Raw genomic sequence first — 16,445 nt, forward strand, 5'->3', positions numbered from 1 at the left:
AAAAGCAAGATCCATTTGCTCGTAAGCAGGTTGCGTGGCCGCTGTTGGATAAAACAGGGCCACGATTTAACTAGTTAGTGTATCTGATACATTCCGTTAGATGTGGTCAATAACACATTCAGCTTTCCGTTGTCGTCTAGCCTCACTTTTAACCCATCTTGATTAGACGTGCCTGGCAACTTAGGGCTACGGCTTATCTTATACCCTTTTGAGTCTGTGAACACAACATGAGCATATGGGTCTTCGTTCCGATAGCTATATCCAGCTTGAGTAACAAGTATCAACCCTTGATTATTGTCCTCGGTTGGTGACACCGCTAAATGAACGACATTTTCCGCCAATGCTTTATGGTGTACTTGCTCCAACTGCTCATTGTTTACCTCAAAGACATAGATCTCAGATTGCACGTCTGAATAATAGCTATCAGTATTGCTTAAGCACACAATTTCAAGTGCAGCATCACTGTCATAATTGAAATATTCCACCTGATTACATATTTGCTCTATGGTACTTTTCTCTGATAACGCTCCATTAGCGAGTTGTAGCAAGCTCAGGTTGTTAGATGCAACAACCATAGACAGTGATCCGTTTAAGTGCGTAGTAAAATCACGCAGCGAGCTTGATACATTATAGCTTGCCACCATAGATTGATTATATGTATCGACGAGCTTGACAGAGTTGCTCGTGCCAAACAAAGCATCTTTCACATTGTCCCCATTGACGTCCGCTGCATCAACCGTGATCAATTGTTCATTTGAATCAACGGGTAATTGATAAGTAATAGTATGCGTCGCCAGCTCCATTATACCAAGCCCCGTTGTATATATTTCATTATTCGGTACTAAGAGCTCTGTCAGTCCATCGTTATTAAAATCAGCTGTGGTTGACGCTTTGTGGCCACTCCAGTTACTTGAAATCACATCCGACAACGTTAAGTCGCCCTCTTTACTCATATGCGCAACACGGCTCCCATCGTAACCTGAATTAGTTCGGGGCAAAAAGAAGATAGCGCTTTCAGTGGTTTCATTTGTTTTAGCCCACCCAGCAGGCGCAAACATATCTAATTGCGGGGCGATTTGGTCGCTTCTCACTGTTACCCCCCCCGCATCGATGTCTGCTGTAACTAACATATCCGCGCCTGAGTGCGTTATCCCTGTGCCCCATAACAATTCTGGTTTTCCATCGTTGTCACTGTCACCTAGCTGTAAAGAACTTAAGCTATGATCGACCTTATTCGCCGTCCATATGTTTTCAAACGACTTATCGCTTTTAAAGTTGTAGGCATGTATATCACCCCATTGGCATTCACCTAAAATGAGTTCGTCATTCGCGTCATCATCAATGTTACCAGCGGTAATTGAGCAAAGATCATTTCCCTCTAACGTTGTTAATTGGGATTTATCAACTGCCGAATAAACAACAATCTCATTGTTGTAGCCTACAATTTCTTCAATGCCATCACCGTTTAAATCAGCCGTTGTTAAAAGATGTTGACCGAAAGTGTTACCACTCAGCCATTGCTTTTCCCAAGACACCATGTCGTAAACTAAACCTGTATTCACCACGAGTTCAAGGTTTGGGTCTTCATCAACATTTGCAATCACGATTGAATTTGCATCGCCTACATATGCTGTAAATAGCGAATAATGAGGAGTATCCAAATTGTATACATTCAGCATATTATGAGAGTAATAAAAACTGTTATGATTGAGAATAACCGCCAATTCAGGTAATCCATCATTATCGATGTCTTTAAGGGCACCTGACAGGATATCGTCTTCAAAAGAAATGAGTTCTCGTGCTGGCGCGTTCAGTCCATCTATGATACTCAAGCCTTTTGTTGTCAGGACATAAATTTCTTTTTCAGCATCATTGTCGATATTAGCAGCAAAGAGCTGTTGGATGGTTCCTTCTGTCGGTAGCGAGTATGGATATAACCACTTTTGTTCCTGTTTACCATTTTCATTGGTTAGCAAGGTCACTCGATATTGATTGTCCGTTGTCAGGATTTCATTCTTTCGGTCGCCATCGAAATCGCCGATTACAATGTTGCCCTCACGCTTCGGTACATCTATGCCCGAACGAGCAATTGGCAATGGCTTTGTTGTATTTACCGTGACTGAAACAGACGACTCTTCAGGGTTTTGTTCATTTCCTGTTGCAAAATTAAAAAAGTACTCTTGTGATGAAAACAGTGTTTCTGCAGGTGCAGTCCATGTGACTTTGCCATCTTCACCAACAACTGCACCAGATGGTCCAGACAATAAAGTCCCCAGCTTTGGTGAATGAGTTTTATCTGGATCAATGGTGGTTACGGTAAACTCAATGCGCTGATTTGGAGAGATTGAATCTGGCAACTCAGTCACCTCAATATAGCTCGGCGCATCTGCCAGCTCGATTGCGATCCTGTTACTCAAAACCGTGTTTGCGCTATCTGAGACTCTCATTGCCACTTCTAATGTGTCACCATAAACTGCTATTCCCGCTGGCAATGTATTGGTGATTTGGTCCGCAACTAATTCATCATTTAAGTACCATGCAAAGCTGACCTGTAATTCTTCAGCTGGCGTATCCATATCGTAATAATCACCTGTTTCAACCGTAATAGGCGTGGTGGTATCCGGCATTTGATCATAGTAATAAGGACTATATACAATCGGCGGTAAGGACATAAGATCGATAGCAACAGGGTTAATATTTACTACCTGCCCTGCCATAAACTTGTGCATGTTAGAAATATATGCACCAAGGTCATATTGACCATCTAAGTCAGAATCGACGTAATAAGCTGTCTGATCACTTGAGAATTCAATGGTTGCACTGTTTTCGAGGCCTGAAAACTTAATTTCTCCATCATAAAATTGAGGGCTGTCTCCGCGCAATCCCGATGTACTTACATAAATAGCCCCAGCATCCCCAATTTTAATGGCGCCAGCCACGGTTGAGCTGGAATAACCCAACTCTTCAAATTTCAGTTGAGACAGGACCTGACTGCCACTTTGGTCTTCAATCAACAAGTTTTGATTGACTGAGACTGTGCCAGATTCTGCAATCATTCTTATACTGCCAGTCAGTTTTTCAGAGCTTTCGTTGTATGATATTTCAAAATCATCAACATACACCCCCATCTGCACTTTACCAGCATCACCTTGAGATACTTTAACGGTAATGGTCCCTGACACTTCATGGCCGCTGTAGTAAACACAATTGGTAAACTTCGCAATTGCTACCCCTTCCCCTGACTCATTAACTTGGCCAGAATATGTGGCTGTCCCGTTTACAAAGCAGACATGTTTACCATCGATTTTACCATCTTTGTCTACATAGTTTTCTATTTCAGGAAGCTCAAAAGTAGTTAATGAACTTGCAGAGTCATCGAACATATGAGCAAATGCTTTTTGTACTAACGCCGGTTCAATTTGGGCTTGGATATCTGAGCCCGAATAGCGACTTATTACAAGTTGATTTGCCGCACTTTCTAATTCTGAGAAGGTTTTACTTTGCGCAGTACTCAGTGTTTCAGATGCTTGGTTTTAATGTTTTGTTGTTCAGATGGGTTATTGTCCGAGCCTGAAGAGCCCCCACAACCCGTTAGCACCAAAGTTAAAGCCAAGGCAATAGAGGAGTGTTTAAAGTTTTTCATATTGGAAAAGTCCATTTTAGTAAAAAATTCGTTGTGCCGACAGAATTGTACCTATTTTGTTGATTATATTCAAAGCCACTTTTTAAATGCCTCCCTTACGACAAAACTACATTGCACTTTCAATAATCCCAGCATGTCCTGACTGAGCACGAACGCACAATCAAGTGCTTGCAGCTTAGCTATTACGACACCGAAACAGCACCAAAGGTTATCTGCCAAATACATAGCAAAGTACAATACATACTGTACGTATGTCATTGAAAAAAATTGGCGGCTCTTTTTCATTTTGGTAACGGCTAAACAAAAGATAGGATGAAGCTGAGCAAACACATATCTTACAACATCCGTATACATATTAAAGTTCGTACTTTACGCGGTCACAGTCGCTGTATATGTATGATCAAACAACACCTTGGTCCATTTTAAACACAGCACACTTAACAAGCTTCCAGCTTACATTTTGGTAGCTCCCTAAAGCTCCGCTTCAGCTCGCTTTGTCCGCAGCCACAGTATAAATTGGCAACGATAATTGATAGTGGAATATATCAGGCTACACTTAAAAGAACAGTAAAGGCTTGAAAATACTACGCTAAGGCGCCTAGTTTTTCAGGTAGCCACTTTAGAGCATGTTTTGGTTGCTGATTGTAAATGACTTGCAGTAACAAACTCGTATCGATTCGATGACTAAGGAAGTCAAATGACAAGAGAAAATCCCAATCAGGACCGCCATGCTCACGTTAAGCAATTACTTAGTAAAATGGACCCAGAAGTCGCCGCTAGCTTCAATTACAAACAACGCAAAGCCCTGCAAAAAGTCATCAGTACTCGAGATTGGAATAGCCACAAAATAGATTTTCGGCCAACACTTGCACTCCCTTTCTTACCTTGGAGTTTTTATTTTGTATTTCTGGGCGGGGTGAACAGACGTAACTTAAGTTCTTCGGAACGATTCACCGCAGCGCTTGCTTTTATAACAGCCTTACTAATCGTTGGATTTATCGCGCTCGGGGTTGTTTTAGTTATCATTTACTTACTTAAATCCTGGTTAGGCATTGATATTTTCCCAGACGAGTCGCTCGGAATTTGGGATCAATTTAAAGACTTGTTTAAGTAGCTTAGGGCTATTTATGAGCACATAATAGTTGGGAAGATTCATGTAAGTTGCAACTACTCTTTGGCATGAAAGGTAACCTTACAAACAGGGATACAAACAATCCAACTGTGCGCACCTCCTTCCGTAGTTTTCAAATTTTATTGTCATTTAAGTAACTGGTATTACTTTAAATGTTTGCTGTATACGCTTATCTCACAGATATATCAAAGATACCCAAGCTAAACAGATACTTGAAAACAACTTTCAGAATAACGATTGGACCATATTAAAGAATCATTCAATGTCATACTGGGTTTGAACTTAACGAAGAAAACTAGCGCTTATTTGCCACTTATTCTTGGAATCAAAACCTCCTCATCTCAATATTTTATGTATTTATTAATTTTATTTGCCTAGTAATAAAAACTATACTTTCACATAATTTATGAAGAAAAAACAAGATGTTAAAATAACCCCGATATCCAATAAAATAGAAATCAACATATGAAAGAAATGAAAACTAAATCCGTTGCAAAATGGGTCGCTGTGGTACTCGGTGTTTCTTGCTCGGTAGCTCAATCTCAAGAACTGATCTTGAATGGCGATTTTAGTGCGCAAGGCCTCAATGAATCTGAAACAAGCGTAACCGCCGACCATTGGCTTTTTTCTAACTCTGGTCAAGCAGGTATTCTAAACCCCTCGGTTCACCATTATTCAAATGAGTCTGAGATCAATAATATTGGATTTGCTGGGCCTAGCTCCCTGATAATGCAAGATTTAGGAGCCCCATTAGACTTAAACTCAACTTATAGAGTACGTGTAAAGCTGGGCTGGCGAGAAAATGCGGATGCTTTCAACTACAAAATAGGCCTTCGCGTTGATAATCAGACGATTGATATCACGCCAAATACCCCTCTACTCAAAGGTGCGTTTACTCAATTAGACATAGAGTTTAAGCCCGACGCTTCCTCGCATCAGTTCCTAGCTGATATGAACTCCAACCTTGTTCTAACATTAGAAAATAATGATACGCAAGTCAGCTTTATCGATTTTGATGACGTATCGGTCACTGTATCAGCTAAACAGGTAGACTCAGATCAAGATGGTATGCTCGATAGTTGGGAGCTTAGTCACGGTTTAAACCCAATGGATCCTTCAGACTCTTCTACAGATCTTGATAATGACAAAGTTTCAAACTTTGATGAATTTATGGCTGGTACAGATCCAACCGATGCAACAAGCTTTCCTCATATATTTCAGCATCAATTTACTGGCAATATAGAAGTAGAGAGTGCGATTAGGCTAGTGCCCAAAAATACAGCACCGCTTGTATGTAATACGGATCACGAAGGCTCAATGTATTATAACAGCGTTGAGCGACTGGTGTTTATCTGTGATGGTAGTATTTGGAATGAATTTAGGGGTCTGCCCGGTGAAACTGGTGCAACTGGCCCGCAAGGTATTCAAGGACCTCAGGGTGTTCAGGGGATCCCAGGAGAAAGAGGCCTAGAGGGCCCGAAGGGAGACATCGGACTGACTGGGCCTCAAGGAATACAAGGTATTCAGGGTATACCTGGCACTTCTCACTGGCAAGATAGCGCATCAGTGGTGTCTACAAGTGTTAAAGTTGGGGTGGGTACTGTGACGCCAAGTGCCGCTCTCGAGGTCATTGGCAATGCCATCGCAAACGATCCCATTGAGTCAAATCACCTAGTAACAAAATCATACTCTGATTCTCAATACGTAGAATTACAACAGAAGTATAACCACCTACTTGCTATGGTGGACACGCTAAACAAAGATGTTTATCCCAGTGATGGCCAAAGCTGTGCGGATGTGTTGGCAAACCAACCAAATGCGCAAAGCGGTTTGTACCAAATTGATACTGATGGTCCGGGTGGTGAAGTTGCCGTTGAGTATTTTTGTGATATGAAAAATATTGATGCTTCAAGACCCACCATAACGGGCGATACTACCGGTCACAATAACAATATCGCACTTGTATACACTAATGGATTGCAGCTTCACAGTTACACAGCCAGTGGAACAGTAAACCTGTTTAGTCCAGCAGGCGCTTTTGATGGTCACCTTTACTACACAGATCCAAATGCAAAAGTGAACCCAGATGCTGGTAATATTGTGACTAATGGTATTTGGTTAGCGCCGACAAACAGCAATGAATGGTTACAAGTTAACTTTGATAACAAAGCGGTAGTGACTGGATTTAAAACTCAAGTATCTACGAAGCATGCTGAGTTTTCTCCAAGAACACCTAAAGATGTCATCTTTCAAGTCTCTGACGATGGTATCAACTTTGTAGATCATGAACACATCGTTATGGAACAAGGTACTGCACAAGTAACCTTAAATCGTGCAGCATTTGGCAAACATTTTAGAATACATGTTGTAAATACGCATGGCTCAAGTGACTATGTTCAAATTGACGAGATGGAATATTATGGCTTTTTTGTCCAACCAGATCCGGTCACACCGATAGAGGCACAAGGGTCAAGTTGTCAAACAATCCATACTGAGAACCCACAGGCTGGCTCAGGTTTTTACCAAATAGACCCTGATGGAAATGGTGATATTGCTCCTTTTACCACATATTGTGATATGGAGTTAAAAGGTGGTGGTTGGACTCTGGTTGGGATACGCTATGTACCGAATAAGCCATACGATCATATCAATAATTTTGATGTACTGTTCACTGAAGTAAACAACATCACTTCATTTGATGATAATTACCATCTACCAGATACACATTGGCAATATCTAAAGGCTAACAGTCAAGAGTTAATGATGAATATGCGAGATGTAGGTGTATATGCTATTGCCGACATCGCTAAATTACAAAGTGCCAATTGTATTCCTTTAGTTGATACGCTCGGACGTGTACCAAATCAAACAGGTGAAAATCAATTCAGACTTTTTTGGCATGAAGGTTCTGGCTGTTCAGGGGAAGGTTTAGACTATTCAATGTTAAACTATCACAATATTTACACCCATGTAAAAAGCATCTACAAAGATACAAATGTAGCGACGCTCGCCGTGGAGCAAACTAACTATATTTACGTGAGGTAACATAATCCAGAGCACAGGTTGAACGATTCACCCTGTGCTCTGTGCTGGCAGCTTATCATTTACTTCTGGCCAAGTAGAACCACCGAAACAAACCTTCAAATTTTATCTAATAAAATCAATTAATTATAAAATTAACTTTCTCTTCTCGTACCTATGAAAGGCAGTAAACTAGCAAGTAGTTCAATAGACTCTCTGTGAACCTTTTTATGCGAGATTAATTATTATTTGATTTTGCTGTATGTTGATAAAGCCCTGGGAGTAAATCAAGGGATTAAATTACTTTGCTAAACACCAACCTCGGTGCACTTTGCATAGGTTAAATCGGTCATTTACAGGAATTAAATAATGATAAAATCTCTCTCTACAATCGCTATTGCCACAACCACCATACTAACGTCTTCAATTGTTTCTGCTGGTGATATAACAGTTATCACATATGACGAGGTATTAGATGGTGTGGACAATAAAACGCACTCGTTGTCTATAAATGTAACTTTATCGGGCGACGTGATTGCCGGCTTAGAACAAGGTACTGACTCTATACTCACTGGTAAACGTGAAGAAACACAAAACGTGTTTGAAGGCGCTGGCTCACAATCTCGCTACAACTTTGTTTATCGTGACAACACATTAGGAGAAAAGTGGTTCGTTGGCGCTGAAAATATGCAAGGGCTTGTATCTGGCACTTGGTATGGAGCAAATGGTGACAAAGGTGACTTTACAGCTAACTTTAGTTGTCCATCGCAGTTTCCAAGCTTTTGCAGCACTTTGAATATGACGGCTGATCCGATATTTTCTGGCACAGGTCTAAATTACTCTAGAGCTATCAATGAGTCGTTTTTACAAGATACTGATGACCCTAATAAGGGGCTATATGTGCAATCTGATGATGGCGGATTGCCATTTCCGATGGGGTTCAACATAGAGTTTACCAAATCATTTACCCTACAATCCTTTAAGTTAGGTACCTACAACAACGGCCAAGGGACACGTGCCACAAACTTTACTTTTGAAGTTTGGGAAAACAATGACTGGGTCAACAAAGGCTCCTTTGATTTTAACTCGCTCCCTTCACAGCAATGGATCAGACAAGAATTTACTTTATCAGCCCCCGTAACTACATCAAAAATTAGAATTGCGGCTACCGGTACTCAAGACTTTAACAATGGCGGACGCGTTTTGATGTGGGGACTGTCTTTCCATTAAACAGTTAGCGTCGACTCTGTAAGTATGGCAGTGAATAAAACTTGTTTAACTCACTGTCATCACTTTGCTGGCGAGCACGCTTGCCTGACTCGATTTAATTGTAAGTGTATATAACACTTAACTGATTTTGGGATTAACCATAGAGATTAGACGCAATAAAAAGTAAATTGCCCTTCACGAACTAGAGCCATATCAAAACACCAAAACTTCAACCATTATTAGATAATTATTAGAAAAAAAGGAAGCTGTGCATCGCTTCCTTTATCGTTTTGTATTCACATGATTAAGATTTTGGCTCATAACTTAAGTCAAACCCTTTAAATATTAACCAAAGAGGAAAAATCAACTCATACAGCCCACCTGGAATATACATCCACGAACCAGAAAAACTGACATCAAAGTAATCAAAAACAACTTTAACCAGCAGAGTTGCGTAACCGACCAAACCCAGTGCCGCCATTGCTCTAGGGATCAAACGATATTGATATAAAGTGACATTTAATAAAAAACCGCATAACCCCAAAGAAAGCATCCCCATTAAAAAGCCAAACCAACGCTCAGACTTTAATGCAGTCCCTATCATATACAGGTGCTCGCTAGACGCGCCTGGATTATCCAGCAATTGTTTACCCATTGCCATCAGTGTCATGAGCGTCACTGCGCCAGTCATTAGAGTCGCAGCTTCTATCAATCGTCCACTTACATAACCTATTGCGACACGTTCACTATATTGCTTAATAATTGGATAAACTAGGATTGACATGGCCACGACAGCTGCACAATTTACAAACTCTAATAGTGCAGCAAATGCAAGCGAAGTCCTGTTTAGCGCAGCTTGCTCTAAAAAGTCTGGTTTAGTTAGTAGCTCATAAATGATGGAGTCTGCATACATAAAAGAGCTAGTTGAGATCAAGATGAGCATACCTGCAAGGCGCGCAGCGAGTAAATTCGACATAAATAAGAACCTTTAAGTTATTGCTCGCTGGTGTGCCTTACCAAAAGCTTTTAAGCCAGCAGAGCGTTTACAAGATGGCTCTATTGTCACGGGTTACAATAGTTTTGTCGTTCTAATGGGCCCGTTCGGACTTTTTATTCGTATATTTTTTAGTGAGTTACTAAAGCTGACTTCTTCCTATATAGTGAAGGAGTTAAACCTGTTGATTTTTTAAACGCTGTATTAAAAGTCGATTTGGAATTAAAGCCTACTTCATATTGAATGGTTGAAATGCGTTTATCTGTTTCTTGAAGAAGCTTTTCTGCTGCCGCAATCCGATACCCATTCACAAACTGGAAAAAATTTGTCTTTAATTTTTGTGACAGTGTTTCTGATATGTGGTTTTCGCTTACGCCAATTGCCTTTGAGAGCTTATTCAGTGACAACTCTTCATCCATAAATAATTGTTTTTCATGCATAACATTTTTTAGTTCTACTGAAATTGCATCCATTCTATCTTGGTTTAACGTCGCACTTCTGGGCTGTTCAGGAACGGGAGGACCTTTGTCTGCCTTTGTTAGGATAGGTTGATTAAGCGCTAATTGTGCGAAAGCAATTAAGACGAATGCTTCAAAAAATGGCAGTAGATCCAGCCAAGGCAATTTCCAGCCCGTTAATGTGGGAATGTAAGACAAGGCATAACAGAGCCAGACAATACCCCATAAAGCCAACATCACTCTAAACCAGTCCAATGATCTAGATTGTATTTCTGAAAATCGGTCCATTAATTGTTGACGATGCTTAATATGAACTTGCAGCGCTTTAAAAAAGTAAATGGCGTTAAACGCCATAAACACCACCATATTGGCAATACAAGTGTATAACGCGATTTTAAAATGCTCGGGGTTACGTGTTGCAGGATCTGCAAGTGCTAGTTTTTCTTCTGATGTGAACCCAGTAACAAATGGCAGCATGACAAGGATAGCAACCACCGGCCCTATCATAGCAAAAGCATAGCTTTTCTTTGAAATGGACAAAGTTGGAGACATGGTTGCGCACGCATAGAAAAATAACGCCGGACCAAGCAAAATACGAACTGGCATTTGCATGCCCACTAAGGCAGGAAAGTATTGATAAGCGCCAGAGTAAATTATTAACTCTCCACTGACGTGTATAAGCAGCAACAGCAACAACACGATTAGATAAGTTGTTTGTGGTTGCTTAGGTTTACTCACAGCCTGCACAAGCGCAAGTAAGATCACACCCCACATACTGAGTAAACAACGGTATCTAAAACATCCATAACTTCCCTAACACTAGAATTAGTAGAGTAAAATACACTGCACTCTACGCAGTGTAACACCTATGTAAAGCTAAAATCTTCTATCTCTTTGAAACACAGAGATATCCTACATATTTTTAAAATAAGATAAAAGAGTCCCTGCTTGCTACTTATGCTAAGGTTTAGACAAACACCTACATATGCAATCTTCACTTTTACGCAGTGTAAATTGACATACAGTAAGAGTCATAACTCACTATCTTTGATTGGATGTGATAATGTTTGGAATTTTTAGCTCCCAAAAGCAACGCCAAAAAGCGTGGCAAAAGAAAACTATTGCCTACGCTAAAGCGGTCAATACCTACGTTCAAACTGGTCTCACTAAAGGCTGGGAAAACGCAGGCCAAAAGCCCAAAGATAATGGCAGAGAAAAGCTTGTCCCCAATCTATTGAATGCAATTCGCTGCGCCAATGAAACCAAGGAGTTTACAAAGTTAAGACTAGAATGGCCATTGGCCTACACTCCATTAGTTGAAAGCCTTGAAGAGCGCGGGCAAATCATTCCCAAGCTAACTGTCCTGCAAGATGGCAGTATTATTGCGAGAATTGGCGCACATTACGAAAAGGGTTATGTTGTTAAAATACAAGATAACTCTGTTTCGAAATTAGATGATATTGATTTTTTTGGTGTTTGTCCTAACAACATATTTTTTGCTTACCCCGAAAAAGAAGGCGTAAAAATCACACAAGGGTGGCAAGGTACTCTCACTGCTTTTTGCCCCTACCCTCACGGCAACGAGGGAACACCATCAAAATACGATGCCGAACCATTTTGCACCGACGCCCAACCTACTCAAATAATTCCTTTTCCAGATGGTCAAAGGATGTTGTTTATTTGCCGAGAAGGCATTGTTGTACTTACTCCTGACCATGCGATTCGTTTGTTGCCAACACAATCAAGCCTAGTAGAAAGCTTCGAATATCTGCTGGCAGAAAATCCGGAACTACCACTAAAACCAGATCTAAGTATGGAACATGGCAATATTTCCCCAGATGGTAAATTTATCTCTGTTGGTTATCAATATGGCAGTCATTTAGTTTATAACGATGAATATAAACTAGTAGCTGATATTGGGCCTCATAGCGAATATCCGCACTTTTCATTGTTTAGTCGAGATGGAAAAACCCTTTTGCTAAATTCGTGTCACTTCTACAATGGGGTAACATTAGGTATCAACACCGATGAATTAACGGGTATAAAAACAGAGCCTTACAACGAGGACTCTAGGATAAGGACTCTAGAAACAGGAAGTCGAGTTTATGCAGCCGTACATACAGAAAATGAGTTCATAATTGGTAATGCTTTTGGCCACATAAAAGCGTTTGACCATAATGGCAAAGCTACGTGGCAACATTTTTTAGGTTCCAATATCTGTGATTTGGTCATATCAAAAGATGAAAAAACGCTCGTTTGCTCTACTTGTGCAGGCTTCATCTCGATTATAAAGTTAGGTGAACCAAAAGCTGATTATGAGATCGGTACTGGCAACAGCACAGAAGTAAGAAGATGGTTGTTTTGGAAAGGCGAGGAAAAACCTCTCATCTGGTAAATAATTTAGTGGGCTTTTTTTGCGCTTAACCCTAATTGATTATCAGTTTATAGCAATAGAAAAGGTTTAATTATTAAAGCGTTAAATTTAGATCTCGAAGCACCAATTGCTAGTCAGTTTGCTGCGAACTTTTTAATGAGTGCCACGCAGATTGTGGCTTGCTGTACGAGCTCAACCAATACTCAGGTCTCGTACTAATTCATTTAACCAAGTTGGCGCTGATTTATGGTTGAGCAAATAGACTTGCTCAGTGTACTCTAAATTTTCTGAGTGCTTAGGTAGTTCAAATAACTGCCATTCTCTAACAATGTAATCGGGTAAATATGCCAATGCTAATCCGCTTTTCACAAGTTGGCCAAGTACAGCATAATCATTGACCACCCACTTTACCTTTCTATCTATTTTTGGTGACAGCCACCCATCACACCCTATGCCTCTTTGCTCTCCACAAAACGGCGAGGTATTGGGCGCAGCAAAGGGATACTTTGCTAATTGGGTTAAGCTGGTGCTTTTTTGTTTACGCAAAGGGTGGCTATTTCCCATTGCAATCTGCATCGTTAACTCACCCAGCTTTGTATAATGAATATCTGTTGGCAAGTCGTTTATCACCTCTCCCGTTACCATGGCTAAGTCCACTTCACCAGCGAGTAATTTATGCAGTGCGTTTGACTCATATTGCGTGTCAAACACCAATGTGATGTGCTCGTGCACACTGGTTTGACGCGCCAACACACTTGCCCATTTAAATTGTAAAATACTAGAGGCCGCAACCATGCAGGTAATTGCGCTACTTCCTCGTTTTAACTGTGTTTTTGTATCTTCTGCTAAATTTGTTAAAGCCACAGCTCGGGGCTGCAACATCACGCCATGTTCATTTAACCGTAACGACTTCCCTATTCGGTCAAACAGTTTTACCTGTAAAGAACTTTCTAATCGCTTTAATGATTTTGATAATGCACTGGGTGAGGTATCGAGGATCTGTGCCGCCTTTTGCAAGCTTTGCTGCTGCGCGATAACTAAAAACTTGTGTAAATCTGCTATTTCCATTTTGGAATCTAAAACTACAAATTAGAAACGATATAGAATTTAAAATAGCATATTCTAAACTCTCTTAACTACTTTTAATTTGATTGACCTCCTATGAAAAACACCGTTATTTGTTTATTGCTTATTTGCTTTTGTGGCTTACTTCGTGCGCATGATCACTCGATTGGCTTACATGGTATGGTTTTATTTACAATTGATGACCGCATATATGCTTCCCACTTGCCGTTGCCACAAGGAAAACATGCTGTACAACTTATTTTTGAAGCGCAGATCCCAGCCCAATACAAAACGCAGCTAATGTCTTTTTTAAAAGCGCATGAGTTGGTAACCGTTCGACCAGAAACGTTCTCGTTAAACCAGCTCAGAAATGGTCAAATTACTAAATTCAAGGGAGATATTTATATCGGCCATTTTGAGCGCTCAGGCAAAGTTAAACATACAGGCATAGCCTTTAATGTTCAAAATACCATATTAAATGAGCCTGTTAGCACATCACAACGCAACGGACAGTTTTATGTATTAGGTCTTGGCAATAGTACTTGTTTGTTAGTACATAAAATTGGACATACCCCAAGTTATGACCAAATAGCAAAAGCACATTGTGACTATCACGCAGGGCAAACAGCCGAGATAAACTGTTCAACAATTGGGCCTGTTAAATCATTTAAATTGGCTGATTTTTTAAATGCTAAAACCCTATACTTAGAAACCAAAGACTTTAAATAAGGAAGCACTATGCCTTCACTAGAAGTACTTACGGCCTTTGCTGTTGTTTGCTTTTTATTAAGTATTACGCCTGGCCCCTCAATTTTATACATTATGGCGCGCAGTATTAGCCAAGGACCGAGCGCTGGAGTGTCGGCGGCAAGCGGGATGGCTGTTGGTTCATTTGTATATGTCATTGCAACGGTGCTAGGGTTAGCTGCAATTTTTAAATACTCCCCCATCGCATACACAGGGTTAAAAATTGTGGGCGCAGTGTACTTAGTATATTTGGGATGGCAATACTTTAAGCCTATGGCGCAACCTGCTGGTAACCCCTCACTGAGCAAAGCGAATAACTTTGCAATCATGAAACAAAGCTTTGTGGTTGAGCTAACCAACCCAAAAACAGCCTTATTCTTTTTAGCTTTTTTACCTCAGTTTATCACAAACGAAAACGCGCAAGTGTCTACACAATTGCTGATACTCGGAGTGATATACACCTTAATTACCCTATGCTGTGATATTTCGATCGCACTACTCTCTGGTAAGGTTGGTAACCGGCTTCATAAGAACAATAATCAAAGCCAATGGCAAAACAAGTTAGCTGGCAGCGTAATGTTTGTATTGGCTGGTATGATTGGCTATGAGAGCATTAAGTAATTTCATTAGCCCCAGCGAGTGCTGAGGCTTTAGATTGAGTGTGTAACTCCCCCATAAACTGAAACAGTTCTTAAGTAGAATTTCTATCAATATAAGAAGGAAATTTTACGATGCGAAAAAGTAAGTTCACTGAAACACAGATCGTGGGCATGATCAAAGAAGCTGAATCTGGTGTGCCTGTACCAGAAATATGCCGTAAACACGGCGTTGGTCAAAGTACGTTTTATAAGTGGCGTTCTAAATATGGTGGGATGGAGGCCTCTGATGTAAAACGTTTAAAAGAGCTTGAAGATGAAAACCGCAAGCTAAAAGGTATGTTTGCAACTCTCAGTTTAAAACACTCAATGCTTGAGGAAATCATCTCAAAAAAGCTGTAAAAGCAAGCGCCGATTTTGAATGGGTGTCACCCTAAATTATTAACCTTAACTGCCCGACTTCTCGCAAGCCTTGAGCACTATATAAATCCATAAATAAGATAAAATAATTAATCCTCCACCAACAATCCCCAAACTCAGCCCCCCTAAGTCAAGTACAGATAAACTCTTATCAAAGTAGGTTATCGCAACTAAAATGGCTAAGATTAAAAATTCTATCGGTGCAAGGGAAACCCCTCGTTCTTCTTTGTCTTTATCTGACCAAAAGAAAGATATATAAACAGGGATATAGAAATTCCATAACACTTTCCCTGCATACAAAAAAATTAAAATGTATAATAAGATAATCATTACGCCCTACTTTATTTGTCTTTGCCCAAAGGCCCCTCGCCACTTTTCAACCCCTCGTGGCCATGTAACTCTTGACCTATGTACTGGCCGAGAAATGTAGTTATTCATCGGGTTTTGTTTGTAGCCTCGAATTATCAATCTTCCGTTCCTAATTTGTGGCCCCCACAGCATTGTTCTAAAGTAGTTCCACAGTGTTGGGCCTCCAACCATAACCCAGCGCCCACTCATTAAGTCAGGGGTTTGCCCAGCTCCTGCCCAAGAAGTCACTGTTGTGGTTGAGCCCCTAAATAGCAATTGTACAAATCTAGCAACTCCAACGTAACATTCCGGACATACTGAAGTTGCCACACCATTGTCTGCCGAGTAAGCAAGCTCAGCTATCCCTGACTCACCATTAACATAGTATGTATTTCCATCCGCATCAGACAAAGATGTAACACCAGCAACATCAGAAGA

The 16,445-nt window shown here is 40.5% G+C and carries 12 protein-coding genes and 1 pseudogene; 7 read left to right on the forward strand and 6 right to left on the reverse strand.

The window, feature by feature from the left end:
* Nucleotides 1–74: 74 nt before the first annotated feature.
* The gene (locus N475_RS11710) at nucleotides 75–3,383 is read right to left on the reverse strand and encodes a hypothetical protein (protein ID WP_063365332.1); all 3,309 of its coding nucleotides are present in this window, start codon (nucleotides 3,381–3,383) and stop codon (nucleotides 75–77) included.
* Nucleotides 3,384–4,340: 957 nt separating this feature from the next.
* Here N475_RS11710 and N475_RS11720 point away from each other — a divergent pair.
* The 3 genes from N475_RS11720 (at nucleotide 4,341) to N475_RS11730 (ending at nucleotide 9,026) form a co-directional block, all read left to right on the forward strand.
* The gene (locus N475_RS11720) at nucleotides 4,341–4,757 is read left to right on the forward strand and encodes a hypothetical protein (protein WP_063357702.1); all 417 of its coding nucleotides are present in this window, start codon (nucleotides 4,341–4,343) and stop codon (nucleotides 4,755–4,757) included.
* Between the two features lie 483 nt (nucleotides 4,758–5,240).
* Nucleotides 5,241–7,820 (forward strand): fibrinogen-like YCDxxxxGGGW domain-containing protein, encoded by a 2,580-nt coding sequence (locus N475_RS26180; protein WP_063357701.1) that lies wholly within the window; start codon nucleotides 5,241–5,243, stop codon nucleotides 7,818–7,820.
* A 345-nt stretch (nucleotides 7,821–8,165) separates the two neighbouring features.
* On the forward strand, nucleotides 8,166–9,026 hold the full coding sequence (locus N475_RS11730; RefSeq protein WP_063365334.1) for a hypothetical protein: 861 nt from the start codon (nucleotides 8,166–8,168) through the stop codon (nucleotides 9,024–9,026).
* Between the two features lie 283 nt (nucleotides 9,027–9,309).
* Here N475_RS11730 and N475_RS11735 read toward each other — a convergent pair whose 3' ends face one another.
* Nucleotides 9,310–9,981 (reverse strand): DUF4386 domain-containing protein, encoded by a 672-nt coding sequence (locus N475_RS11735; RefSeq protein WP_063357699.1) that lies wholly within the window; start codon nucleotides 9,979–9,981, stop codon nucleotides 9,310–9,312.
* Between the two features lie 149 nt (nucleotides 9,982–10,130).
* Nucleotides 10,131–11,222, reverse strand: coding sequence for a helix-turn-helix domain-containing protein (locus N475_RS11740; RefSeq protein ID WP_081232421.1), 1,092 nt, complete (start codon nucleotides 11,220–11,222; stop codon nucleotides 10,131–10,133).
* Nucleotides 11,223–11,520: 298 nt separating this feature from the next.
* Between N475_RS11740 and N475_RS11745 the strand changes: the two genes are divergently transcribed.
* A complete protein-coding gene (locus tag N475_RS11745; RefSeq protein WP_063365335.1) occupies nucleotides 11,521–12,852 on the forward strand; it encodes a hypothetical protein in 1,332 nt (443 codons plus the stop codon).
* A 171-nt stretch (nucleotides 12,853–13,023) separates the two neighbouring features.
* On the opposite strand, the gene N475_RS11750 is transcribed toward N475_RS11745, so the two are convergent.
* Nucleotides 13,024–13,899, reverse strand: a complete 876-nt coding sequence (locus tag N475_RS11750; protein WP_063365336.1) for a LysR family transcriptional regulator — start codon at nucleotides 13,897–13,899, stop codon at nucleotides 13,024–13,026.
* Nucleotides 13,900–13,992: 93 nt separating this feature from the next.
* Here N475_RS11750 and N475_RS11755 point away from each other — a divergent pair, with 93 nt between their 5' ends.
* From N475_RS11755 to N475_RS11765, 3 genes and pseudogenes are all read left to right on the forward strand, one after another.
* Entirely contained in the window at nucleotides 13,993–14,625 is a 633-nt protein-coding gene (locus N475_RS11755; RefSeq protein WP_063357695.1) for a hypothetical protein, read from the forward strand.
* A gap of 9 nt (nucleotides 14,626–14,634) precedes the next feature.
* The gene (locus tag N475_RS11760; RefSeq protein ID WP_063357694.1) at nucleotides 14,635–15,264 is read left to right on the forward strand and encodes a LysE family translocator; all 630 of its coding nucleotides are present in this window, start codon (nucleotides 14,635–14,637) and stop codon (nucleotides 15,262–15,264) included.
* A 110-nt stretch (nucleotides 15,265–15,374) separates the two neighbouring features.
* Nucleotides 15,375–15,638 (forward strand): annotated as a pseudogene (locus N475_RS11765) (transposase); the annotation flags it as partial.
* Nucleotides 15,639–15,686: 48 nt separating this feature from the next.
* On the opposite strand, the gene N475_RS11770 reads toward N475_RS11765, so the two are convergent.
* Together N475_RS11770 and N475_RS25735 are read right to left on the reverse strand one after the other, a co-directional pair.
* Entirely contained in the window at nucleotides 15,687–15,989 is a 303-nt protein-coding gene (locus tag N475_RS11770; protein WP_063365338.1) for a hypothetical protein, read from the reverse strand.
* A gap of 6 nt (nucleotides 15,990–15,995) precedes the next feature.
* Nucleotides 15,996–16,445 (reverse strand): hypothetical protein (locus N475_RS25735; RefSeq protein WP_162269595.1); only part of this gene is annotated, 450 nt, incomplete at its 5' end.

This window comes from Pseudoalteromonas luteoviolacea DSM 6061, from assembly GCF_001625655.1.
Lineage (GTDB): Bacteria > Pseudomonadota > Gammaproteobacteria > Enterobacterales > Alteromonadaceae > Pseudoalteromonas > Pseudoalteromonas luteoviolacea.